The organism is Demequina ureilytica (genome assembly GCF_048553575.1).
Classification (GTDB): domain Bacteria; phylum Actinomycetota; class Actinomycetes; order Actinomycetales; family Demequinaceae; genus Demequina.
Genome location: NZ_JBLZIE010000002.1, coordinates 149,573 through 172,257 on the forward strand (window position 1 = coordinate 149,573; position 22,685 = coordinate 172,257).

General features: G+C 69.7%; 20 protein-coding genes and 2 pseudogenes. 2 read left to right on the top strand and 20 right to left on the bottom strand.

Annotated elements, in window-relative coordinates; genetic code table 11:
• Nucleotides 1-11 precede the first annotated feature (11 nt).
• Nucleotides 12-476: a ribosome maturation factor RimP gene (gene rimP, locus ACNI3K_RS07455; RefSeq protein WP_419391252.1), complete on the bottom strand. Its 465-nt coding sequence runs from the start codon at nucleotides 474-476 to the stop codon at nucleotides 12-14.
• Between the two features lie 90 nt (nucleotides 477-566).
• Between rimP and ACNI3K_RS07460 the strand changes: the two genes are divergently transcribed.
• On the top strand, nucleotides 567-1,553 hold the full coding sequence (locus tag ACNI3K_RS07460; RefSeq protein ID WP_419391253.1) for a hypothetical protein: 987 nt from the start codon (nucleotides 567-569) through the stop codon (nucleotides 1,551-1,553).
• Between the two features lie 10 nt (nucleotides 1,554-1,563).
• Here ACNI3K_RS07460 and ACNI3K_RS07465 read toward each other — a convergent pair whose 3' ends face one another.
• The 12 genes and pseudogenes from ACNI3K_RS07465 to rpsB form a co-directional block, all read right to left on the bottom strand.
• Entirely contained in the window at nucleotides 1,564-3,357 is a 1,794-nt protein-coding gene (locus ACNI3K_RS07465; RefSeq protein WP_419391630.1) for a proline--tRNA ligase, read from the bottom strand.
• 99 nt (nucleotides 3,358-3,456) lie between these two features.
• Nucleotides 3,457-4,377: a GNAT family N-acetyltransferase gene (locus ACNI3K_RS07470; RefSeq protein WP_419391254.1), complete on the bottom strand. Its 921-nt coding sequence runs from the start codon at nucleotides 4,375-4,377 to the stop codon at nucleotides 3,457-3,459.
• Complete coding sequence (gene ispG / locus ACNI3K_RS07475; protein WP_419391255.1) at nucleotides 4,374-5,528, bottom strand: flavodoxin-dependent (E)-4-hydroxy-3-methylbut-2-enyl-diphosphate synthase; 1,155 nt, start codon at nucleotides 5,526-5,528, stop codon at nucleotides 4,374-4,376. The genes ACNI3K_RS07470 and ispG overlap by 4 nt, the downstream gene beginning before the upstream one ends.
• Nucleotides 5,529-5,573: 45 nt before the next feature.
• Nucleotides 5,574-6,884: a M50 family metallopeptidase gene (locus tag ACNI3K_RS07480; protein ID WP_419391256.1), complete on the bottom strand. Its 1,311-nt coding sequence runs from the start codon at nucleotides 6,882-6,884 to the stop codon at nucleotides 5,574-5,576.
• 9 nt (nucleotides 6,885-6,893) lie between these two features.
• A complete protein-coding gene (dxr, locus tag ACNI3K_RS07485) occupies nucleotides 6,894-8,057 on the bottom strand; it encodes a 1-deoxy-D-xylulose-5-phosphate reductoisomerase (protein WP_419391257.1) in 1,164 nt (387 codons plus the stop codon).
• Nucleotides 8,054-8,608: a DivIVA domain-containing protein gene (locus ACNI3K_RS07490; protein WP_419391258.1), complete on the bottom strand. Its 555-nt coding sequence runs from the start codon at nucleotides 8,606-8,608 to the stop codon at nucleotides 8,054-8,056. The genes dxr and ACNI3K_RS07490 overlap by 4 nt, the downstream gene beginning before the upstream one ends.
• Nucleotides 8,608-9,717, bottom strand: coding sequence for a dual-specificity RNA methyltransferase RlmN (gene rlmN / locus ACNI3K_RS07495; RefSeq protein WP_419391259.1), 1,110 nt, complete (start codon nucleotides 9,715-9,717; stop codon nucleotides 8,608-8,610). The genes ACNI3K_RS07490 and rlmN overlap by 1 nt, the downstream gene beginning before the upstream one ends.
• Nucleotides 9,714-10,688: a phosphatidate cytidylyltransferase gene (locus ACNI3K_RS07500; RefSeq protein WP_419391260.1), complete on the bottom strand. Its 975-nt coding sequence runs from the start codon at nucleotides 10,686-10,688 to the stop codon at nucleotides 9,714-9,716. Before ACNI3K_RS07500 ends, rlmN begins: the two co-directional genes overlap by 4 nt.
• A gap of 28 nt (nucleotides 10,689-10,716) precedes the next feature.
• Nucleotides 10,717-11,274 (bottom strand): ribosome recycling factor, encoded by a 558-nt coding sequence (gene frr, locus ACNI3K_RS07505; RefSeq protein WP_419391261.1) that lies wholly within the window; start codon nucleotides 11,272-11,274, stop codon nucleotides 10,717-10,719.
• A 23-nt stretch (nucleotides 11,275-11,297) separates the two neighbouring features.
• Nucleotides 11,298-12,044, bottom strand: a complete 747-nt coding sequence (gene pyrH, locus ACNI3K_RS07510; protein ID WP_419391262.1) for a UMP kinase — start codon at nucleotides 12,042-12,044, stop codon at nucleotides 11,298-11,300.
• Nucleotides 12,045-12,101: 57 nt separating this feature from the next.
• On the bottom strand, nucleotides 12,102-12,941 hold the full coding sequence (gene tsf / locus ACNI3K_RS07515; RefSeq protein ID WP_419391263.1) for a translation elongation factor Ts: 840 nt from the start codon (nucleotides 12,939-12,941) through the stop codon (nucleotides 12,102-12,104).
• A 470-nt stretch (nucleotides 12,942-13,411) separates the two neighbouring features.
• Nucleotides 13,412-14,180, bottom strand: a pseudogene (gene rpsB, locus ACNI3K_RS07520) (30S ribosomal protein S2); the annotation flags it as partial.
• 496 nt (nucleotides 14,181-14,676) lie between these two features.
• Here rpsB and ACNI3K_RS07525 point away from each other — a divergent pair.
• Nucleotides 14,677-14,949 (top strand): annotated as a pseudogene (locus tag ACNI3K_RS07525) (peptidoglycan DD-metalloendopeptidase family protein); the annotation flags it as partial.
• Between the two features lie 135 nt (nucleotides 14,950-15,084).
• Here the strand turns inward: ACNI3K_RS07525 and ACNI3K_RS07530 are convergent.
• The 7 genes from ACNI3K_RS07530 to ACNI3K_RS07560 form a co-directional block, all read right to left on the bottom strand.
• Nucleotides 15,085-15,918: a sigma-70 family RNA polymerase sigma factor gene (locus ACNI3K_RS07530; protein ID WP_419391264.1), complete on the bottom strand. Its 834-nt coding sequence runs from the start codon at nucleotides 15,916-15,918 to the stop codon at nucleotides 15,085-15,087.
• An 8-nt stretch (nucleotides 15,919-15,926) separates the two neighbouring features.
• A complete protein-coding gene (locus tag ACNI3K_RS07535) occupies nucleotides 15,927-16,970 on the bottom strand; it encodes a tyrosine-type recombinase/integrase (RefSeq protein ID WP_419391265.1) in 1,044 nt (347 codons plus the stop codon).
• A gap of 83 nt (nucleotides 16,971-17,053) precedes the next feature.
• Nucleotides 17,054-18,289, bottom strand: coding sequence for a DNA-processing protein DprA (gene dprA / locus ACNI3K_RS07540; protein WP_419391266.1), 1,236 nt, complete (start codon nucleotides 18,287-18,289; stop codon nucleotides 17,054-17,056).
• Nucleotides 18,286-19,803, bottom strand: a complete 1,518-nt coding sequence (locus ACNI3K_RS07545) for a YifB family Mg chelatase-like AAA ATPase (protein WP_419391267.1) — start codon at nucleotides 19,801-19,803, stop codon at nucleotides 18,286-18,288. Before ACNI3K_RS07545 ends, dprA begins: the two co-directional genes overlap by 4 nt.
• Nucleotides 19,800-20,156: a YraN family protein gene (locus ACNI3K_RS07550; RefSeq protein WP_419391268.1), complete on the bottom strand. Its 357-nt coding sequence runs from the start codon at nucleotides 20,154-20,156 to the stop codon at nucleotides 19,800-19,802. The genes ACNI3K_RS07545 and ACNI3K_RS07550 overlap by 4 nt, the downstream gene beginning before the upstream one ends.
• Before the next feature lie 179 nt (nucleotides 20,157-20,335).
• Nucleotides 20,336-21,970: an MDR family MFS transporter gene (locus tag ACNI3K_RS07555; RefSeq protein ID WP_419391631.1), complete on the bottom strand. Its 1,635-nt coding sequence runs from the start codon at nucleotides 21,968-21,970 to the stop codon at nucleotides 20,336-20,338.
• 56 nt (nucleotides 21,971-22,026) lie between these two features.
• A complete protein-coding gene (locus ACNI3K_RS07560; protein ID WP_419391269.1) occupies nucleotides 22,027-22,680 on the bottom strand; it encodes a TetR family transcriptional regulator in 654 nt (217 codons plus the stop codon).
• Between the last annotated feature and the right edge of the window lie 5 nt (nucleotides 22,681-22,685).

The following is a 22,685-nucleotide window of genomic DNA, read 5'->3' on the forward strand; positions in this document are numbered from 1 at the left end:
GCTGGGGCGAGTCAGTCGAGCCTGTTCAGCTCGACGATCACGCCTGCCTTCGTGACGTCCGCGATCGGAACTCGCTCGCTCACGTCCCCCGCGGTGATGACGAGGACGTCGCCGTCGACGTCCTCGAGCATGCCCGTCAGCGTGTCGCCCGACGCGAGCGTGAGCGCAACCTTGCGGGTGCGGGCACGCATGAAGTGGCGGCGTTCGGTGAGAGGCCGGTCGGCTCCGGGGGTGGACACCTCGAGCAGGTAGGGCGTTGACGGCACGTTCGCCTCGTCGAGAGCGGCCCCGATCGCGCGCGAGGCGGCCGCGACGGCGTCCAGATCAGCGGAGCCGACCTCGGTCTCGGGGAGGTCGACGGCGACGAGCACACGTGAACGCTTGCCGGCGGCGGTCACGGTCACGGAGTCGAGCTCCAGTCCGGCCTCGCGTGCGGCCGGCGCGGCGAGCTCGGTGATTCTGCTGGTGAGGTCCATGGGCTCAGCCTCCTGTGCGCTTAAGCAGCGGTCCGTTCCTGAAGTTCGTCGAAGGACAGTGTAGTCGCCCGCCATGAAAGGATGGCGGCCATGACGGCCCCTCTCCTGCGCGCATCGGCCGTCGCCGTTGCCGTGCTCTCGCTGGCGGCCTGCTCATGGCGGGTCGAGACGCCCCCGCCGGAGTGGCCCTCCCCCGGCCCGGTGACGCAGATGCGCGACGCCGCGGCGGAGCGGGAGCAGGCAGTCTTGGACGCGACGGGGCATGGAGCGGGCGCCGCGGGCGCTACCACCGCCCAGGCATCCGTGCTGAGCGAGATCGAGGCCGGTGCCACGCAGGAGCGGCTCGACGCCCTCGGCGGGCTCTATGTTCCGTACCCGGACCAGTCTCCATCGCCGTCTTCCAGCGGCGAGCCGCGAGACCTCATCGCCCTCGCCATGAGCGCCCGCGACGGACATCTGGCCGATGCGCGGGTCGCCGAGGACCCCGACCTCGCCTTCCTGCTGTCGTCGGCGGGGCTCTCGCACGCGCTGTCCTCGTGGTACGCGGGATGGGTGGCGGACGCGATCACCGAATCCACGCAGCCGATCGTCGCGGAGCGCACGATTCGCTCCGACGAGCTGGCGACGGATCAGCCGGCGCCCGCCACCACGAGCGTCGACCCCGATGTCGTGGCGGAGCTCGCCGTCATGCACGACCAGGCGGGCTACGCCTACGAGGTGCTCGCTGCGCGCTCAGCCGATGCCGAGCGTGACCAGTGGATCGCGCGGCGGGACATCCACCGCGACCGGGCGGCAGCCCTCACCCAGCTCCCAGGTGTCGAGGACCGCCGCGACGCCGTGTACTCGTTGCCCGGCGACGGCACCGCCGGCTCCGCTGCTCGTGCCGCCACAGCCGTGGACCTCGAGACTCACGCGGCGCAGACGTACGCGGGGATGCTGGACGGCGCAGCCGCAGCGGATCTTCCGTGGCTGCTCAACGCCGCGTTCGACGCGTACGCCCAGGCGGCCGCGTTCGGTGAGCCAACGGCGGAGTCCTTCGCGGTGCCCGCGCTTCCGGGCGCGGTTCCCACCGACTGACCGGGGCCGGCTACTCGCCGAGGGACTCGCGCACGCGAGCGCCGACAGCCGCCACCGCATCGGCCACTGGCAGCGCCTCGCTGCTGCCGGCGGCCCGCGCCTTCAGCTCGATCTCGCCGTCGGCGAGGCCGCGGCCCACGACCAGGATGAACGGAGCGCCGAGCAGCTCCGCATCCTTGAACTTCACTCCTGGCGACACCTTGGGACGGTCGTCAAGGAGCACCTCCACGCCGTCGGCGTCGAGTTCGACCGCGAGTCGCTCAGCCGTATCGAGAACTGCCTGGTCCTTGCCGGCCGCGACGACGTGCACGTGGAACGGCGCGACGTGAGCGGGCCACTTGAGACCGAGCTCGTCGTTGTTGAGCTCAGCGAGCAGCGCGAGTGCGCGCGTCACGCCGATGCCGTACGAGCCCATCGTCACGGTCACCTGCTTGCCGTTGACGTCGAGCACCTGGAGGCCCAGGGCCCGCGCATACTTGCGTCCCAACTGGAAGATGTGGCCGATCTCGACTCCCCGCGCGAGCTCGAGGGGTCCCGAGCCGTCGGGCGCGGGGTCACCGTCGCGCACCGTGGCGCCCTCCACGGTGCCGTCGGCGACGAAGTCGCGGCCTGCGGTCAGCTCGAACACGTGCCGTCCCGCCTCGTTCGCGCCCGTGATCCAGCGGGTGCCCGGAACCACGCGCGGGTCGAGCAGGTACGGGATGGCGGAGTCGCCCTCGTCGCCGCGCTCGACGCCCACGGGCCGGGCCTGGGGGCCGAGCGCACCCGGGCCGATGTAGCCCTTGACGAGCGCGGGGTGGAGGGCGAAGTCGGCCTCCGTCGCGGCTTCCACGACCGCTGGAGCCAAGGAGGCCTCGAGGCGCGACATGTCCGCGTCGCGGTCGCCGGGCAGGCCCACGACGAGCAGCGAACGCTCCCCCGCAGGCGACGTCAGCGCGAGGACCACGTTCTTGAGCGTGTCCGCCGCAGTCCAGTCGCGATCGGGCCGCGGGTGGTGCGCGTTGGCATGGGCGACCAGGGTGTCGATGGTCGGGGTGTCCGGGGTGTCCTCGATGTGCGCGGCAGGGGCGTCCTCGTACGGAACGGCATCGGGCACGGGGGTGGTGACGGCCTCGACGTTCGCCGCGTAGCCGCCGGGCGAGCGCACGTACGTGTCCTCGCCTATCTCGGTGGGTGCCAGGAACTCCTCGGACTTCGAGCCGCCCATCGCTCCCGACGTCGCCGAGACGATCACGTAGTCGATGCCAAGACGGTCGAAGACGCGGATGTACGCGGCGCGCTGCGCCTGGTACGAGGCCTCTAGCCCCACGTCATCGATGTCGAACGAGTACGCGTCCTTCATGATGAACTCGCGACCGCGGAGCAGGCCAGCCCGGGGGCGTGCCTCATCGCGGTACTTGTTCTGGATCTGGTACAGCGACAGCGGCAGGTCCTTGTATGACGAGTACAGGTCCTTCACCAGCAGCGTGAACATCTCCTCGTGCGTGGGCGCCAGCAGCATGTCGACGCCCTTGCGGTCCTTCAGCCGGAACAGGTTCGGTCCGTACTCCTCCCACCTGCCCGTGGCCTCGTAGGGCTCCTTGGGCAGCAGCGCCGGGAAGTGGACCTCCTGGCTGCCCGCGCGTGCCATCTCCTCGCGCACCACGGCCTCGACCTTCGCGAGCACGCGCAGGCCGAGCGGCATCCACGAGTAGATGCCGGGAGCGGCGCGCCGGATGTAGCCGGCCCGCAGCAGCAGACGGTGGGACGCGACCTCGGCATCGACCGGGTCCTCGCGGAGGGTGCGCAGGAAGAGTGTGGACATTCGGAGCATGCGCACCAGCCTAGTGGCGCAGCCGAGTAGCCCCGGGCGGCCAGAACGTCACGGCACCGTGAGATCACAGCTGTCAAAACACCACAGCTGTTAGAACATCACAGTCGCGAAGGTGCCCACTCGCGCGAAGCCCACCGCGTCGTAGGACGCGAGAGCGGGGGTGTTGAAGTCGTTCACGTACAGCGACACCGTGGGCGCGGTGCCAGTGTGGACCGCCGCCACGACGGCCGCGAGGCCTGCGCGGGCGAGCCCGCGCCCGCGCAACTCCGGGTGCACCCAGACCCCCTGCAGTTGTGCGACGCCGCCGGCGAGCGCGCCGACCTCGGCCTTGAACACCACCTGCCGGCGCCCCTCGGCCACGCCGTACTGAATGTATGCGCGGCCCGTGCGCACCAAGCGGTGCAGGCGGTCCTCGTAGGACGCGCGACCGTGGCGCATCGGGTCGTAGCCGACCTCGCCGATGAACATGTGCACGCATGCGGGCAGCAGCGCGTCGTAGTCATCCGCGCGCGCGAGCCGCACGGCCTCGAGCTCGAGCTCGGCCGCGTTCAGGGGCTCGACGTGCCGTGCCGGGCCGTCGATGCGCATGGACACCTGACGTGGGCGAACCTCGCGTGCGGGGCCCCACCACGGCTCGACGCGTCCCCACAGGTCCAGAGTGACGGGGGCTGGGCCTACGAGCGCGGCCGGCCGGCTGATCCGTCCGGCCACGGCCGCGGCGACGTCTGCCATTCGCTCCTCGGCAGCATCGGCGTCGATCTCAGGCAGCACGGCGCACACGTTCGCCCCGGCCCATACCGCTCCGGCCATCTCGCGTCCCCAGCCGGCGCGGCGCCTGACGACCCACAGGCCCGCGGGGACTGAGCCAGAGGAGAGCGCCGCCTCGACGTGAGCCATCGGCACCACATTCGCGACCGGGTCCTGCGCGCACAGGTCGCGGATCTCCTCCAGGTCGCGCCGCTGCGCCGGCGCCAGGCTGTGCTGTGCGCGCCGGAGCAGCGAATCGGTCATGAGCCTGCCATCACCTGCGGGGTCGCGCCCTCGACGGGTTCCATGGTCTCGGCGATGCGCATCGCCTCTTCGATCAGCGTCTCCACGATCATGTTCTCGGGCACGGTCTTGATGACCTCGCCCTTGACGAAGATCTGGCCCTTGCCATTGCCGGAGGCCACGCCGAGGTCCGCCTCACGGGCCTCGCCCGGCCCGTTGACCACGCAGCCCATGACGGCCACGCGCAGCGGCACCTCCATGCCCTCGAGCCCAGCGGTCACCTTCTCGGCGAGCTCGTACACGTCCACCTGTGCGCGACCGCACGAGGGGCACGACACGATCTCGAGCTTGCGCGGCCGCAGGTTGAGGCTCTGCAGGATCTGAATGCCGACCTTGACCTCCTCGACCGGAGGAGCGGACAGTGACACGCGGATGGTGTCGCCGATGCCCTCGCTGAGCAGCGCGCCGAACGCCGTCGCGGACTTGATGGTGCCCTGGAACGCCGGTCCGGCCTCGGTAACGCCGAGGTGCAACGGCCAGTCGCCACGCTCGGAGAGCTGGCGGTACGCCTCGACCATGATCACCGGGTCGTTGTGCTTGACCGAGATCTTGAAGTCGTGGAAGTCGTGCTCCTCAAACAGGCTCGCCTCCCACACCGCGGACTCGACGAGCGCCTCGGGAGTCGCCTTGCCGTACTTCTTCAACAGACGCGGGTCGAGCGACCCTGCGTTAACGCCGATGCGGATCGAGGTGCCGTGGTCCTTTGCGGCCTGCGCGATCTCCTTGATCTGATCGTCGAACTTCCTGATGTTGCCGGGGTTGACCCGGACGGCAGCACAGCCCGCCTCGATTGCCGCGAACACGTACTTGGGCTGGAAGTGGATGTCCGCGATCACGGGGATCTGCGACTTCTTGGCGATGATCGACAGCACGTCGGCGTCGTCCTGCGTGGGACATGCCACACGCACGATGTCGCAGCCGGACGCAGTGAGCTCCGCGATCTGCTGGAGCGTCGCGTTGATGTCCGTGGTCTTGGTGGTCGTCATCGACTGGACGCTCACGGGGGCGTCACCGCCCACGTCGACGGACCCCACCTTGATCTTTCGCGTCTTCTTGCGAGGCGCGAGCGTGGGCGGGGGCATCGCGGGCATTCCTAGTCCGATGGCAGTCACAGTGTCATTATCTCCTCATCCTCAGCGTTGCCGGTCTGCGGCATTTCACACGATCCTCACGGGCGCGACGATGTCCGCGTAGATGAGAACAACGCCCATCACCAGCAGCATTCCAAACACGGCGTAGGCCACAGGCATCATCCTCGCCACGTCGACCGGCGCGGGGGCCGGCAGCGATCTCAGCCGGGCCCAGCCATTCTTGATCCCCTGCCACACAGCGGAGGCGACGTGGCCACCATCGAGCGGCACCAGCGGGATCATGTTGAACGCGAACAGCGCGAGGTTGAGGCCACCCAGCAGCATCAGCATGTCGGCAATCCTGCCTGACATGCCGTAACCCTCGACCTCGGCTCCGGAGATCTCGCCCGCCACGCGGCCGACGCCGACCACACCCATGATCGAGTCCTGGCTGCGCTCCTCGAGTCCCAGCGCCGCGCGCGACACGTCGTACAGGTGCACGGGCAGCGTCGCGACGACCTCGGCTGTGCGGCCCAGGTAGTCCCAGGTCAGCACGGAGCCAGCCGTCAGCGGTTGGCGAACGGTCACGACATCCGAGTACATGCCGACGTAGCCGACCGTCTCGAGCACCGCCGCGCCGGAGTCATCCACCACCGCCTGGCCGTCGTCGTCGAGCACGACTCGGTCGCGAGCGCTCGGCGTCAACGTGAGAGCGACTGACCCGCCACCACGCTCGACATCGAGGGTCAGCGCGTCACCCGGCGAATCGGCGATGATCGCCGTCGCCTGCTCCCAGTCGTCGACGGGCGTGCCGTCCACGGCGGTGATCGTGTCCCCCGCCTGCAGGCCGGCTTCGCTCGCGGGCGAGGGCGGGTCGTCAGCAGCGCACTCAGTGGCGGCGGGAGCCGGCACGCATGGCACGACTGCACCCACGGTGAGCGACGCCGTGGGTGAGCCCACGGTCGACAGGACTGCCGTGAAGAGCAGCAAGGCGAGGACGAGATTCACGAGCGGGCCGCCGAGCATGACGATCGCCTTCTTCCACCACGCAAGGTGGTAGAAGGCCCGGGAGTCCTCGCCCGGCTGGATCTCCTCGACCGCGGCCTCACGCGCATCGGCGACCAGCCTGGATGCCCAGCCGGTGCCGCGCACCGGCTTGACCCGGTCCTCGGGGGGGATCATCCCGACCAGCTTCACGTAGCCGCCGAGCGGGATCGCCTTGATGCCGTACTCGGTCTCGCGACCGTGTCGCGACCACAGCCTGGGGCCAAAGCCCACGAAGTACTCGCTCACTCGCACGCCGAACTTCTTGGCGGGCACCATGTGCCCCACCTCGTGGAGCGCGATCGAGATCAACAGCCCGATCACCAGCACCACGATGCCGATCAGCGTATCCATGCCCCTACCCTACGTTTCAGTGCCCAGGCCAATGATCGCCGCGGCCCGCTCTCGCGCCCACCGCTCCGCCTCGTCGACGGCCTCGAGAGAGAGGTCCGCGGGGGCCTCGTACTGCTCCACAACGTCCCGCACGGTGTCGACGATCCCGAGGAAGGGAAGCCGTCCGTCCACGAACGCCCTCACGCACTCCTCGTTGGCAGCATTGAACACCGCGGGATGAAGGGCCGATGCGGCCACGGCCGCGCGCGCAACGCGCACGGCGGGGAAGGCCTCCTCGTCCAGCGGCTCGAAGGTCCAGGAGGTCGCCTGTGTCCAGTCGCACCCTGGCGCGGCATCTGCCAGGCGATCGGGCCACGACAGCCCCAGCGCGATCGGCAGGCGCATGTCCGGGGGCGATGCCTGCGCCAGAGTGCTGCCGTCGATGAACTCGACCATGGAGTGCACCACGGACTGGGCGTGCACCACGACGTCGATGTGTTCCATCGGGATGTCAAACAGTAGGTGCGCCTCGATCACCTCGAGCGCCTTGTTCACCATGGACGCCGAGTTGATCGTGACCACGGGCCCCATGGACCAGGTGGGGTGGCGGAGCGCATCGGCAGAGGTCACGCCCACGAGATCGGCACGGCTGCGGCCGCGGAACGCTCCGCCAGAGGCGGTGACGACGAGCCTGCGCACCTCATGCGCGCGCCCCCCGCGCAGCGCCTGGGCCAGCGCGGAGTGCTCCGAGTCGACGGGCACGATCTGACCCTCGCGGCGGACCGCGGCCTTGACCAGCGCGCCGCCCGCGATCAGGGACTCCTTGTTGGCGAGCGCGAGAGTGCTGCCGGCCTCGAGCGCGGCGAGCGTGGGGCGCAGCCCCACCGAGCCGGTGATGCCGTTGAGCACCACGTCGGCGCCGCAGCCTGCCGCGGTGACGACCGCATCGGCCCCTGCTACTACCTCGATGCCAGGCAGCTCACGCGCTATCGCAGTCGCCGCATCGGCCGAGGCGACGGCCACCAGGGAAGGACGGACGGCCCTGGCCTGGGCGACAACCGCGTCCGGGTCTGCGCCGCCTGCCGCGAGCGCGACGACGTCAAAGCGCTCGGGGTTGCGCGCGATGACGTCGAGCGCCTGGGTACCGATCGACCCCGTGGACCCCAGCAGCGAGACGGTGCGGGGCTGGCTCACGCGATCCCGAGGAGAATGTCGACGGTGCGCGCCAGATACGCGTCGACCACCCGCTCCTCGTAGGCGGACCACGAGCGCCGACGCGTGAAGGTCAGCGCGCGGACATCCTCCGCGGTGAGCGGCCTGCCCTGGTCGAAGAACGCAGTCAGCCGGTTCAGCACCGCATCGACCTCCGAACGGTCGTAGCCGGTGCGAAAGGTCGGCGGCGCGGCGAAGCGTTCGCCCGCGGGCCGGCGCAGCCGGGGATACAGCGCCTGGGCGCGCTCTGCAAGCTCCGCCATCCACGCGTCCTGACCATGCTGCTTGACGTACCTCTCACGCACCCGCACGGCGAAAGCGACCTCGAGTCGATCGAGGGCCGAATCCACCGCAGCCGTCGAGTAGCCGCCCCGCTTGAGGTCGAAGCTTGCCCGCCGCACGTCGATCGCCGCCAGCTCGTCGGCACGGCCCGGCTGCTCATAGGCGTCGCGCGCGCGGCCAAAGTACTCGTCCACCTCAGGCGTGCGGTACCCGAGCGTGAACGCGCCCACGCGGGGAAACAGTTCCGCCATCAGTCCTCCTTGATCGCAAGCTGCCCGCAGGCGCCATCGATGTCACTGCCACGAGTATCCCGGATAGTCGTCGGAATCCCGTGATCGCGCAGCGTGTGGACGAACTCTCGCTCGACCTCGGGGTCGGACGCGGTCCACTTGGAGCCTGGCGTGGGGTTGAGCGGGATCGGGTTGACGTGCACCCAGCCGTCGCCCCGCTCGCGCAACTTGCGTGCCAGCATGGCCGCCCGATGCGCCTGGTCGTTCATGTCGCGGATCAACGCGTACTCGATCGACACGCGCCTGCCCGTCGCCTCGTAGAACCGGTACGCGGCGTCGAGTGCCTCATCCACCGTCCACCGTGTGTTGACGGGAACGATCTCGTTGCGCAGCTCGTCGTCCGGCGCGTGCAGCGAGAGCGCGAGCGTGACCGGGATGCCTTCCTTGGTGAGCTTGTCCATCGCCGGCACCAGCCCGACGGTCGAGACGGTCACGTGGCGTGCCGACAGGCCGAAGCCGTGGGGCTCGGGCGCGACCAGCGCCCGCACCGTCTGCATCACGGCCTTGTAGTTCGCGAGCGGCTCGCCCATCCCCATGAACACCACGTTGGAAAGCCGCACCGGCTCGCCCAGCTCGCCGTCGCGGGAGGCGCGCGCGGCGAGGCGCACCTGCTCGATGATCTCTGCCGCGGACAAGTTGCGCGTGAGGCCCATCTGCCCAGTGGCGCAGAACGGGCAGGCCATGCCGCAGCCGGCCTGGCTCGTCACGCACAGCGTCGCCCGCTCCGGATACTTCATGAGCACGGACTCGACCTTGACGCCGTCGTGCAGGGTCCACAGGGTCTTGCGGGTCGCTCCCCCGTCCGCGACGAGCGACGTCAGCGGAGACATCAGGGGTGGGAACATCTGCGCAGCGAGATCATCCCGGCCGCCCGCGGGCAGGTCCGTCATCTCCTTGGGATCCACCGTGAGGTGCGTGTAGTAGTGGGTCTCGAGCTGCTTGGCGCGGAACGCCGGCAGACCCATCTCGCGCACGGTGTCGATGCGCTCATCGTGCGTGAGGTCGGCGAAGTGGCGAGGCGGCTTGCCGCGACGCGGCGCCGACATCTGGATGAGTGGGCGGTCGGTCATGAGGTCCCTAACAGAAGTCCGAATGCGACGTAGGCCGCGGGCGCGGCGAAGAGCAACGAGTCGATACGATCCATGATCCCGCCGTGGCCAGGGATCACGCTGGACATGTCTTTGACCTGAATGTCTCGCTTGAGAGCGGACTCGGCCAGGTCGCCGAGGACGGCGGCTACGGCGGCCGCAAGGCCCACGAGGGCGCCGACCCACCAGCGGCCATCGAAGAAGAAGTACGCCGCGATCGACGCAGTGAGGGTGCCGAGCACGAGTCCACCTGCGAAGCCCTCCCAGGTCTTCTTGGGGCTCACGCGCGGCGCCATGGGGTGTTTGCCGAACAGCATCCCGGCGAATAGCCCCCCGGTGTCCGAACCGACCGCGGCGAGGATCACGACGACCACGCGCTGCCAGCCGTCTGGAGCGAGCTCCATCAGCAGCAGGAACGATCCCAGGAACGGAATCCACAGCAGCGTGAGCATGGACGCAAGAGAGTCCGCCAGCGTGTTCTCGATCCGTTCGTCGACGACCCGCCACGCGACAGTTCCCGCGCACCCGACCATGAGAGCGACCGCGAGGCCCTCTGGCCCGCCGTACCAGGTCGCCACCAGCAGCCCCACCGAGGCGAGACCGATCGGCGTCATGGGGATGCGGCGGTCGCTGCGGGCGAGCACCCGCCGCCACTCGACCACCGCGGCCAGGCACGCGAAACACATGAGCACCGCGAGGGCCGCAGGGTGCCACCACGCGGCGGCGATGACTCCGCCCAGCAGGGTCAGGCCCACGGCGGCGGCGATGGGCATGTTGCGGCCGGACCTCGACACGGGTGCCACCTGTGGCACGGGATCCTCCACGCCACGCGGCGCCGACGGGTCCACCCGGGGATCGTCGACGCCGTCGTGCTCGACAGCGATGCCGAACTGGGCCGCTGGCGCGGCCTCGGGGTGGGCGTCGGCTTCGCGACGGCGTCGGAGGATGCTCATGTGTGGGCCCCGGAGAGGCGGCGCGAGGTCAGACCTCGAGCAGCTCGCTCTCCTTGTGCGCGAGCAGGCCGTCGATCGCGTCGACGTGGCGCTTGGTGAGGCTGTCGAGCTCCTTCTCGGCCCGAGAGCCCTCGTCCTCGCCGATGTCGCCGTCCTTGACCGCGGCGTCGATGAGGTCCTTCGCCTTGCGACGCATGTTGCGCACGGTGACGCGGGAGTCCTCGGCCTTGGCCTTCGCGAGCTTCACGTAAGAGCGGCGGCGCTCCTCGGTGAGCTGCGGCATGGTGATGCGCAGCACGTTGCCGTCGTCCGACGGGTTCACTCCCAGGTCGGACTTGCGCAGCGCGGTGTCGATGTCCTTCTTCACCGATGCGTCGTACGGCGAGATCAGCACCATCCGAGCCTCGGGCACCGTGATCGACGCCAGCTGCTGCAGCGGCGTGGGCGCTCCGTAGTAGTCCACCGTGATGTTCGCGAACATCGAAGCTGATGCCTGCCCGCTGCGGATGCCAGCGAAGTTCTCCTTCGCAACCGTTACGGCGTTATCCATGTTCTCCTCGGCTTCGAGAAGGATGTCGTCAATCACGTGTGCTCCCTATTCCGCACGGCTCACGCCGTGACCAGCGTGCCGATTCTCTCACCCACGAGTGCGCGAGTCACATTGCCTGGCGCCTCGAGCCCGAACACCCGCATGGGCATGCCGTTGTCCTTGGCCAGCGAGAAGGCTGCGGCGTCCATGACGTCGAGTCCCTGCCGGAGGGCGTCGGTGTACGTGACGTGGTCCAGGCGAGTCGCGCTCGGGTCGCGGCGCGGATCGGCCGTGTAGACACCGTCGACGCCATTCTTGCCCATCAGCACCTCGTTGCAGCCCACCTCGAGCGCGCGTTGCAGCGACACCGTGTCAGTGGAGAAGTAGGGCATCCCAGCGCCCGCTCCGAAGATCACGACGCGGCCCTTCTCCATGTGGCGGACAGCGCGCAGCGGGATGTAGGGCTCCGCGACCTGCCCCATAGTGATGGCGGTCTGCACGCGGGTGGCCACGCCAGCCTGCTCGAGGAAGTCCTGGAGAGCGAGGGCGTTCATGACCGTGCCCAACATGCCCATGTAGTCGGCCCGCGCGCGCTCCATGCCGCGTTCCGACAGGTCCGCGCCGCGGAAGAAGTTGCCGCCGCCCACGACGATGCAGACCTGCACGCCTTCCCTGACTGCGACGGCGATCTCTCCCGCGATGCGGTTGATGACATCGGCGTCGAGTCCGACGGACCCACCACCGAACATCTCTCCCGACAGCTTCAGCAGAACGCGCCGCGAACCTGGGGCCCCGGTGTCCGGTCTCACAGTGGTGGGCTCGGGCATCGGGGCCTCCTAGGTTCGCGGCGCGTGGTGCGGTGGGGGTGTCTCCTGCGGGGAAGACTACGCTCCCACGCGGAACCGTGCGAAGGCGGTCACCTGGCCACCGGCGTTCTCGATGACCTTGCCGACCGTGGTCTTGGGGTCCTTCGCGAATGCCTGGTCCACCAGGGTGTTCTCCTTGAAGAAGCCGTTCATGCGGCCCTCCGTGATCTTCGGCAGAGCAGCTTCCGGCTTGCCCTCGGCCTTGGCCGTCTCCTCGGCGACGCGGCGCTCGTTGGCGACCACGTCCTCCGGGACGTCCTCGCGCACGAGGTACGAAGGCGAGTAGGCGGCGATGTGCATGGCGATGTCGCGTGCGACCTCGCCAGCCTTCGCGTCCGAACCGACGAGGACGCCCACCTGGGCGGGCAGGTCCTTGTTGGTGCGGTGCAGGTACTCGGTGACGACCGGCGCCTCGACGCGAGCGACGCGCCGTAGCACGATCTTCTCGCCCAGGATGCCCGCCTCAGCGTCGATGACGTCCTGGAGCGACTTGCCGTCAACCTGCGCGGCAAGCGCAGCGTCGGCGGAGTCCGCGCCGGAGGCGACGACCGCGTCCAGCACGGCGGCCGCCAGAGCGACGAACTTGTCGCTCTTCGCCACGAAGTCGGTCTCGGAGTTGAGCTCGATCAGCGTGCCGACCTGGCCACCGTCGGTGTCCTGGATGGAGGCAGCCACGAGGCCCTCGGAGGCCGAGCGGCCCTCGCGCTTCGTGACGCCCTTCAGGCCCTTGACGCGCAGGATGTCCACGGCCTTGTCGAGGTCACCCTCGGCCTCGTCCAGCGCCTTCTTGACGTCGAGCATGCCGGCACCAGTGCGCTCACGCAGCACCTGGATGTCGGCGACGGTGTAGTTCGCCATAGGGATTCCTTACTTCTCGTCGGCCTTGGCCGCGGCAGGCTTCTTCGCTGCCGGCTTCTTGGCAGGCGCCTTCTTGTTGGTGTCCGGCACGTTCTCGTCCGCGGGCTTCTCGTCCGCGTCCGTGCTCGCTGCCTCGTCGGTGGTCGGGTTCTTGGCAGCCTTGTCGGCGGCGGCGGAGGCCTTCTTCTCGCCCTCGCCCACCTCGGCGCCCTCGGCTGCCTTGCGCGTGGCCGGCTTGACGACCTGAGCGGTCGTGTCGTCGCCGTCCTGCTCTGCCAACACGTCGTCGGTCTCGACCTCGTCCATGATGGGAGCGGCGGTCTTGGCGATCGGCTCCTCGTCCTTGTCAGCCTTGTCCTCGGCCTTCTCGACCTTGTCGGCGTTCGACTCGGACTCGTCAGACTTGGCGTCGGCGGCCTTGGCGTCCTCAGCCTTGACCTCGGAAGCGGCTTCCTTCGCCTCGTCCTTGTCGCCGCCCAGGAGCTCCTGCTCCCACTCGGCGAGAGGCTCGGCGGTGCCCTCGGCCTCAGCCTCGTCACCCTTGGGGGTGTGACGGATGCGCACGCCCTCGGCGACCGCATCGGCGATCACACGCGTGAGCAGGCCCACCGCACGAATCGCGTCGTCGTTACCGGGGATGCCGTAGGCAACGTCGTCCGGGTCGCAGTTGGAGTCGAGGATGCCGACAACGGGGATGCCCAGCTTGCGCGCCTCGTCGACGGCAAGGTGCTCCTTGTTGGTGTCGACGATCCACACGACGGACGGCGTCTTCGCCATGTCGCGGATGCCGCCGAGGGTCTTGGCCAGCTTGTCCTTCTCGCGGCGCATCCCAAGAAGTTCCTTCTTGGTGCGGCCGGAGCCGGCGACGTCGTCGAAGTCGACCTCTTCGAGCTCCTTGAGGCGCTGGACACGCTTGCTCACGGTCTGGAAGTTGGTGAGCATGCCGCCCAGCCAGCGCTCGTTCACGTAGGGCATGCCCACACGAACGGCCTGCTCGGCGATCTGCTCCTGTGCCTGGCGCTTGGTGCCGACGAACAGCACCGTTCCACCGTGGGCGACCGTGTCGCGCACGAAGCCGTAGGCGTTGTCGATCAACGCGAGCGACTGCTGCAGGTCGATGATGTAGATGCCATTGCGCTCGGTGAAGATGAAGCGCTTCATCTTGGGGTTCCAGCGGCTGGTCTGGTGTCCGAAGTGGACACCGGAGTCAAGCAGCTGTCGCATGGTCACGACGGCCATGGTGATTCCTGTTCCGCACGCGCGAGGCGTACATGTTCGTGTGCGGAGTCGCTGACCCCGCCTGTTCGGTTGACGATCCGACCCTGGTGGGTCGGATCCCTGGCACCAACGCGGGTCAGCACCGAGCTGAGCTCGGACCTCGCCTTCCCGGCGCGCTCCCTGCCGAGTCAACGGTGGGCGGCGCGAATGGCGCGCGATGTCATCCGGGCATGCCGGATGCACTGCCGATCATACCCGACGAGGATGCAGGGGGCGTACTCTCCCGGTTTCGCCGCAGGCGCGTCCCGAGCATCGGCCGCCCACGCGCTGTCCACCGACCGTGACCGCCGTCTCGGCCGCTCGCCCGCCGGTACGGTGAGATCACAGCATGAGGGCACCTGCGCGAAGGCACGCCGCCGCGACGGCCCTGCTCCTGGCCGCGGCCGTGCTGACAGCGCCCGCTCCAGCGAGCACGGCGTGGGCGCCCGCGGCCCCGTACCAGTCGCCCGTGGAGCCGATGCGCGCGGTCGAGCTCGCGCGTCTCCCACCCGAGCCGTGGCTAGCCGGGCATCGAGGCATCGATCTCGCCACCACGGTCGGGGCCGAGGTAGCGGCGCCCTCGTCCGGCGTCGTCGTGTTCGTGGGCAGGGTGGTGGATCGTGGCGTGGTCGCCGTGGAGCACGCGGATGGCGCGCTCACCAGCGTCGAGCCGGTCGATGCTGTGGTCACCAGCGGAGAACGAGTCGGCCGCGGCGACGCGCTCGGCAGGGTCGGAGAGGAGCCTGGGCACTGTGCGCCGGCCACGTGCGTGCACTGGGGCGTGCGCGTGGACGGCGAGTACATCGACCCGCTCGATGCGCTGGCCGGCTACGGTCCGGTGCGGCTGCTGCCACGCGGTGCCGCGTCGTTCAGGCGACCGCCACGCTCAGGCGAAGGCACCCGTGCGCATCAGCGACTCCCGCAGCTTCTTCACGGCGCCCGAGTGGATCTGCGATACGCGCGACTCCGTGACGCCGAGGATCTGTCCGATCTGCGCAAGGGTCAGGTTCTCGAAGTAGTACAGCTGCAGCACCTGCTGCTCGCGGTCGCGCACCCCCTGAATCGCGGTGGCGAGGAGGGCGCGCGTCTCGGATGCCTCGAACGAGGTCGATGCCTCGGGAGCCGAGTGAGCGAGAGCCGAGTCGAGGGACTGCGTGTCCCCTCCCGAAACCATGCCGTCGAGAGCGCCCACGTGCGACAGTGCGACCTGCGCACGAACCGTGCGCACCTCCGAGGTCTGCCACCCGAGGTGATCGGCGACGTCCTCGTCGGTGACGGGTCGCATCAGCGACTGCTCCATCGCCCGGGTGGCCTGCTCGACGGTGCGAGCCTTGGACCGCACCGAACGGGGCACCCAGTCGGCGGCGCGCAGCTCGTCGATGATCGCGCCGCGCACGCGCTGTGCGGCGTAGGTCTCGAACTTGTAGCCGCGGGCGGGCTCGAACTTCGCCACCGCGTCGATGAGGCCGAACATGCCGTACGACACGAGGTCCGCCAGTTCGACGGTGTCGGGGAGGCGAACGATCATCCGGCTCGCGACCTGGGTCACGAGCGGTGCATGGAGCGTGATGAGCGCGTCCCGCGCCGCGAGACGCTCGTCCTCACCCTCGGCTCCGAGGAGCTCCCACCATGCGGCGATCTGGCCCGCGTCGGGGCGCTGAGGGGCCGCGGTCCACGGCTCCTCCGTGTCGTGCGACAGCACAGCGTTGACGCTTGCCATGTCTCTCCCTAGGCGCGCGGGTGCGCAAGTTGGTAGGTGGCCCGCAGTCGTTCCGCGGACACGTGGGTATATCTCTGGGTGGTGTTGAGGCTCGCGTGTCCCAGCACCTCCTGGACGGAGCGCAGGTCGGAGCCGCCCGTCAGCAGATGAGTCGCCGCACTGTGCCGCAAGGCGTGGGGCGCGATCTCCGGCAGTCCGGCCGCCCGGCACAGGTCGTGGATAGCCTCGCGGACCTGGCGTTGGCCGGCTCGTCCCCCACGGCGTCCGAGCAGCAGCGCCGAGGTGGTCTCGGAGCTCACAAGCGCGGGGCGACCGTCCGCGATCCACGCCCGCATCGCGTTGGCTGCGGGAACTCCGAACGGAATCACCCGCTCCTTGTTGCCCTTGCCCACCACGCGCACCAGACGCTCGTCGAGGTCCACATCCCTGAGGTTCACGCCCGCGAGCTCACCGACGCGCATGCCGGTGGCGTACAGCAGCTCGGCCGCAGCCCAGTCGCGCAGGTGCACGGGATCGCCATCGTCGCACCGGGACTGCGCGACGCTCAGAAGCGTCATCACATCGGCGGGGCTCATCACCGTAGGAAGAGTGGAGGCCGCTCGGGCCGACGCGAGCCTCAGAGCAGGATTGTGGTCGACGTGGCCGGCCTTGTGGGCCCACGCATAGAAAGCGCGCACTGCCGCGCCGCGCCGGGCGAGCGTGGTGCGGCTGAGACCGGCACCTGCCATGTGGGCGAGCCATGAGCGCAGATCCCGCAGCTCGATGCTCTCGAGCGCGGCGTCCGCGTCGAGCGAGTCAGCGTGGTCCGCGCCCCCTGCCGCGTCGGCGTCCACGTCGTCGAGGTCGTGCGTGTCGTCACGATCCAAGGTGCCGCGAGGCTCGAGGTCATATCCGTCATCGGCCGACCCGCCGGAATCGACAGCCCCATCCGTGACGAAGGCCGTGAGATGCATGAGGTCGCCCCGGTAGGCGCGCACGGTGTTCTCCGACAGTCCCCGCTGATGGCGCAGGTAGACCTCGAACTGGGCGATCAGCCCGGTTCGTGCCCTCACACCCCTCGTTGACATGGAGTCACTGTGGCATCGTCACATCAGTCAAATCAACCCCTCGTGTCACATTTGTCACATCAATCTCATCAGTACCTGCCCTTCTGTGGTGTTTTGTCCCTTTTTGGCGCTTCACCTGGCCCTTCACCGGCACCGCGGCGTGCCCGCTTGGACGCTCGCGACCGCCTCCACCGTTGTGCGTCTCGGACGACCGTGCCCGCGAGTTCGAGCCTTCCGAGTGCCGCTCGCACCTCCGCCACCGTCAGCCCCGACGTGGCCGCGAGCGCCTCGATGTCCTTGGCGCGGTGACCGATGGCATCGAAGACGGCCCGATCCTCAGGCCGGTCGAACTCGGGCCCGCTCTCACTTTCGGGCTGTGCACTACCGTCAACCGCCGCGACCACCTCGATCGGCCCGGCCAGCTCGACGACGTCCGCTCCCCCGGTGACGAGCACGGCGAGCCCATCCCGGATCAGCGTGTGGCAACCAGCGGACGCGGCACTCGTCACTGGGCCCGGGACGGCACCGACGGGGCGTGCCAGCTCCGCCGCGCGGTTGGCGGTGCTCAGCGCCCCCGACCGGAGTGCGGCTTCGACCACCACGGTGGCGTCCGCGCAGGCGATCAGGCGGTTGCGCGTGAGGAACCGCGACCGATGGGGCGCCCAGCCCGGAGGCACCTCGCTGACGACCGCGCCCTGATCAAGCACCCGCGTCAGCAGATCCTCGTTTCCCGCGGGGTACAGCCGATCCACGCCCCCTGCCATGACAGCAAGGGTGAGACCTCCGGCGACCAAGGCGCCGCGATGAGCCGCGGCGTCGATGCCGTAGGCGCCCCCGGAGATCACGGACCAGCCACGGTCGGCCGCATGCGCCGCGATGTCACTCGCCACGAGGTCGCCGTACGACGTCGACGACCGTGCACCCACGACCGCCACCGATCTCTCGTACAGCGACGCGATCGAGCTCGCCCCGCGTGCCCACAGCGCAAAGGGTGCCCGCTCCCCTAGCGCGTCGAGCGCAGTTGGCCATTCGGGGCCGCCCCGCACCACCGCTCGCGCACCGCACTGCTCGGCGCGCGCCCGCAAGGCCGAGGCCTCGGCGGCCTCTCGCCGGCGCGCCCACCGCTCGCTCGCGCGGACCACCTCGTCGATCGTCTTCTCGGGCGCCGCGCCCGCCAGCATGACCGTCGCGGTGACCACGTCCGCCGCCGCAACATCCAGCCACTGCCGCGCGCCGTCAGGGCCAAGGGCACCCACGAGCCAACCCGCCGCCTCATCCGCCGGCTCCGCGAGCGCGCTCCACTCGATCCACGCATCGGCGCTCATGCCGCGCTCCCCCGTGAGCGCAGCGTCATCGCCTGCGCGACGTCGTCCTCGCCCGGCTCGTTCGCCCCGCGCAGGTCAGCAAGCGTCCAGGCGAGCCTGAGCGCGCGGTCCGCGCCCCGCGCGGAGAGCACCCCCGTGTCCAGCGCGCGCCACACGGGCTTCACGGCCCCCGCGGCCGTATGGCGGCGCAGCCACGACCCCGACGCTTGCGAGTTGAGCGTCCACCCGTGTGCGGCGAGCCGGGAGCGCGCCCGGGCACGGGCGTTCGCGACCCGCGCGGCCACTGCCGCCGAGGCCTCGCCTGGCTCGTCCGCTCCACGGCGCACGGGCTGCACGTCGACCTGGATGTCCACGCGGTCGAGCAGTGGACCGGACAGGCGCGAGAAGTACCTTCGCCGGGTGATCGCGCTGCACGTGCAGCGCTGCCCGTTGCCATAGAAGTGCCCGCACGGGCACGGGTTCGCGGCGAGCACGAGCTGGAAACGGGCGGGATACCGCGTGGCGCCGCTGGAGCGGTGCAGGACGATCTCGCCACTCTCGAGGGGCTGTCGAAGCGTCTGCAGCACCCGGGCGGGAAACTCGGGAGCCTCATCGAGAAAAAGCACGCCCGCGTGTGCACGCGAGATCGCACCCGGCCGCGCCAGCCCGCTGCCGCCCCCGACGATGGCGGCCGCGGACGCGGAGTGGTGTGGTGCCTCGAACGGTGCGCGGCGCATCAGGCCGCCCGAGACGTCGAGCGAACCCGCCAAGGAGTGGATCGAGGTGGCGGCCACAGCGTCTGCGTCATCGAGAGGAGGCAGCACGCCGGGCAGCCGGCACGCGAGCATGGTCTTGCCAGTCCCCGGCGGGCCGGTCATGAGCAGGTGGTGCCCTCCCGCCGCGGCGACCTCGAGGGCCCACCGCGCCTCGCCCTGCCCTCGCACCTCGCTGAGGTCCACGTCCGCAGTCGCGATGGCCGGCCGAGCCGGGGCGGGCACGGGCTCGCTCGCGGCCGCCACCGCATCGGCGCTGCCATAGGCGCGCGCGAGCTCCGCGAGCGAGGCGACGGCGCGGACGTCGACGCCGGGCACCAGCCGCGCCTCATCCGCGTTGGCCCACGGCACCACCACGGAGGAGTGGCCGGCAGCCACGGCCGCCGCGACTGCCGGCAGCACGCCGGCCACGGGCCGCACGCGCCCGTCGAGGCCGAGCTCGCCCAGATGGGCTCCCGCGGCCGCGCGCGCAGGGTCGATCATCCCCGCCGCGGCGAGCAGGGCGACCGCGATCGCGAGGTCCGTCGAGGAGCCGCGCTTGGGCAAGGAGGCCGGCGACAGGTTCACGGTGATCCGCCGCTGCGGCCACGTGAGCCCTGAGCTGGCCACCGCGGCCCGCACCCGATCGCGCGCCTCGGTAAGCGAGGCATCGGGCAGTCCCACGATCGTGAAGGCGGGCAGGCTCGAGCCGATATGCGCCTCGACGTCCACCACATGCCCGTGGAGTCCCGCCAGCACGATGGCGCGCGACCGGCCGATCATTCGACGCCCCGGACGTGCTCGAGCCGCGCCGCGCCCGCCGCCGGGAGCACCACCGCCACGACGTCGATCCGAACGGCGTCGAAACTGCGCTCCTGCTGCGACAACCACGCCGCGAGCAGTCCCCGCAGTCGCAACACCTTGGCGGGGGTCACGGCCTCGAGCGGCGATCCGCAGGCTGCGGTGCGGCGAGTCTTGACCTCGACCGCGACCGCCGCGTCGCCATCAGCCGCGACGATGTCGATCTCGCCCCGGGCCGTGCGCCAGTTGCGCGCCAGCACCTCCCAGCCGGCGTCCTCGAGATGCCGCGCCACGACGGTCTCACCGTGCCTGCCGACTGCGTCCTTCGCCGCCATGTCCCACCTCCTGAGACCCACGCTGGCGCGTTCAGGCGGCCGATGCGCGGGCTGGCTCAGGCGTCCGTGGAACGCCCGGGTGCGGCGAGCGGTGGGGACGGTGCGGATCCGCTGGAAGGTGGATGAGTCCTGACGTTCGTCCAGGATGCGCGAGGGCGCGAGAACGAGTCCCGACGTTCCTACTTTGGGGAGCGGGCGGGGACCAGGGCCGAGTCGCGACCCGTGGCGCCGGTGGGGGTCGCGGAGCCGGTGGTCGCTGCGGCAGGCATGTCGGAGCCCGCATCGGCCTCACGGTCGATCCGGGTCGCCAGCGGCGCCTCCTTCACGAACAGCAGTAGCACGAACGACACGATCGACAGCGGCACCATCAGCAGGAACACCGGCGTGAGGGCATCGTTATAGGCGCCCACGACGATGTCTCCGAGCGACTCAGGTAGCTGCCTGACCAACGCCGGCGTCAAGGAGTTGGCGCCGCCCTCGATCGCTCCCCCGCCATCGGGAAGCCGCTCGCCGAGCAGGTTCACCAGCCGTTCGGTGAACAGCGAGCCGACGATCGCGGTGCCGAGAGAGGCGCCAATCTGGCGGAAGTAGTTGTTCGAGGCGGTCGCGGTACCGACCATCGAGATGGGGAACGTGTTCTGGACCACCAGCACCAGGATCTGCATCGACAGCCCCAGGCCGGTGCCCAGCACCGCGAGGTACGCGCACACGTGCCACAGTGCGCCATCGGCGGTCAGCGTCGACAGCAGATACAGCCCGGCTCCGATGAACACCGAGCCCACGATGGGCAGCATCTTGTATCGACCCGTGCGGGTCACCGCTCGCCCCGCCGTGATGGAGGTGATGAGCATCGCGCCCATCATGGGCGCCATCAGCAGGCCAGCCGCCGTGGCGCTCACGCCAGCGACCATCTGCAGGTAGGTGGGCATGTAACCGACCGTGCCGAACATGCCCACGCCCACGAGCAGACCCGCGGCCGTCGGGAGCACGAAGTTGCGCCTACGGAACAGCGCCAGCGGAATCACCGGCTCGCTCGCGCGGCGCTCGACCGCGACGAAGGCCACAGCTGCAGCGACGGTGAGCACGATCAGGCCGATGATCTGCGGCGACCCCCACGCGTACTGGTGCCCGCCAAAACTCGACATCAGCACGAGCGACGTGGACGCGATGGTGATCAGCGCCATGCCGGCCACATCGACCTTGCGGCCCGCGCGCGGCCGCGACGGAATCTTCAGGAACAGCACCGCCGAGACAATCGCGAGAGCACCGAGCGGCAGGTTGAACCACATCACCCAGCGCCAGCCGATGGACTCGGTGAACCAACCCCCGAGTAGCGGTCCCGTCAGCGTCGCGAACGCGAACACTCCGCCCATGACGCCCATGTAGCGGCCGCGTTCGCGAGCCGGAACCACGTCGGCGATGATCGCCTGCGCGAGCACGAACAAGCCTCCGCCGCCGAGGCCCTGGATCACTCGCCCGACGATCAGCGAATCCATCCCCTGGGCGAGGCCGCCCACAACCGATCCCGCCAGGAACAGCAGGATCGCCACAATAAACAGTCCCTTGCGCCCGTACAGGTCGCCGAGCTTGCCGTAGATGGGCATGGTGATGGTGGCCGCGAGAATGTACGAGGTGGTGACCCACAGCATCTGATCCACGCCCTGGAGCTCGCCCACGATCGTCGGCAGCGCTGTCGCGAAGATGGTCTGGTACAGCGCCGCGAGCAGCATCGCCGTCATCAGGCCGACGAACATCAGCGTGATCTGACGCCGGTCGGGCGCAGAATCCGTCGCGTGCTCGCGAGACTCGGTCATCTGGGACACAGAGGTCTCCTTCAAGGTGTCACGCCGCGGGTCGGGCGGCGGGCGGCTCAAGCGCTCGGCGCCTGGGTGAGGCGTCGCACGCGGGGGAAGTACTCGTGAGTAAGGGCGGCCAGGGATGCGTCGCTATCGCCGGAAAGCCAGCCTCGGGCCACCACCTGCAAGGCGCCCATCGCAATGGAGACGGCCATGGTCGCCTCGATCGCGGCATCCTCGTCGGACAGCCCGGGCCGCGTCACGTTGAGGCGCTGGAGCACGATCTCCGAGTACTGCTCGCGGGCCTCGGTAATGCGCATCATGTTCGCGCCTGCCAGTTCTGGCGTGGCGTCGAGGAGCCGTCGGCGAGCCCGAAATCGCTCGCGGTCGGGCTCGGCGGCGGTCCACACCTCGGCCATCATCACGGCGAAGGCCTCGACGTCGGAGACACCCGTCGCGGTGACGAACGCATGAATCTGAGCCTCGTCCGGCATGGGCTTGCCCTCACCCAGGACGGCGGACTCGCGGCTCGGGAAGTAGTTGTAGAACGTGCGCGGCGAGATGCCTGCCGCGTCGCAGATCATGTCGACCGTGACCGCTTCCCAGCCGTGCTCCAGCCCCAAGTCGATCGCCGCGCGCTGCGTTGCTGCGCGGGTCTCGCGACGCTTGCGCTCGCGCAGGCCCTCAGGCTTGGCTTCGAGAAGGTCCGCTGATTGCATAGTCTGCATATTTG

Bases quoted from the DNA above. Each gene is read 5' to 3' on its own strand.
- ACNI3K_RS07545 (WP_419391267.1), bottom strand. From the start codon at position 19,803: ATGATCGGCCGGTCGCGCGCCATCGTGCTGGCGGGACTCCACGGGCAT.
- ACNI3K_RS07470 (WP_419391254.1), bottom strand. From the start codon at position 4,377: ATGACCGATTCGCTGCTCCGGCGCGCACAGCACAGCCTGGCGCCGGCG.
- ACNI3K_RS07500 (WP_419391260.1), bottom strand. From the start codon at position 10,688: ATGAGCATCCTCCGACGCCGTCGCGAAGCCGACGCCCACCCCGAGGCC.
- dprA (WP_419391266.1), bottom strand. From the start codon at position 18,289: ATGAGCGCCGATGCGTGGATCGAGTGGAGCGCGCTCGCGGAGCCGGCG.
- ACNI3K_RS07460 (WP_419391253.1), top strand. From the start codon at position 567: ATGACGGCCCCTCTCCTGCGCGCATCGGCCGTCGCCGTTGCCGTGCTC.
- ACNI3K_RS07490 (WP_419391258.1), bottom strand. From the start codon at position 8,608: ATGGCGGAACTGTTTCCCCGCGTGGGCGCGTTCACGCTCGGGTACCGC.
- pyrH (WP_419391262.1), bottom strand. From the start codon at position 12,044: ATGCCCGAGCCCACCACTGTGAGACCGGACACCGGGGCCCCAGGTTCG.
- ACNI3K_RS07480 (WP_419391256.1), bottom strand. From the start codon at position 6,884: ATGGATACGCTGATCGGCATCGTGGTGCTGGTGATCGGGCTGTTGATC.
- ACNI3K_RS07530 (WP_419391264.1), bottom strand. From the start codon at position 15,918: ATGGCAAGCGTCAACGCTGTGCTGTCGCACGACACGGAGGAGCCGTGG.
- ACNI3K_RS07560 (WP_419391269.1), bottom strand. From the start codon at position 22,680: ATGCAGACTATGCAATCAGCGGACCTTCTCGAAGCCAAGCCTGAGGGC.
- rimP (WP_419391252.1), bottom strand. From the start codon at position 476: ATGGACCTCACCAGCAGAATCACCGAGCTCGCCGCGCCGGCCGCACGC.
- ACNI3K_RS07465 (WP_419391630.1), bottom strand. From the start codon at position 3,357: ATGTCCACACTCTTCCTGCGCACCCTCCGCGAGGACCCGGTCGATGCC.
- tsf (WP_419391263.1), bottom strand. From the start codon at position 12,941: ATGGCGAACTACACCGTCGCCGACATCCAGGTGCTGCGTGAGCGCACT.
- rlmN (WP_419391259.1), bottom strand. From the start codon at position 9,717: ATGACCGACCGCCCACTCATCCAGATGTCGGCGCCGCGTCGCGGCAAG.
- ACNI3K_RS07550 (WP_419391268.1), bottom strand. From the start codon at position 20,156: ATGGCGGCGAAGGACGCAGTCGGCAGGCACGGTGAGACCGTCGTGGCG.
- ACNI3K_RS07555 (WP_419391631.1), bottom strand. From the start codon at position 21,970: ATGACCGAGTCTCGCGAGCACGCGACGGATTCTGCGCCCGACCGGCGT.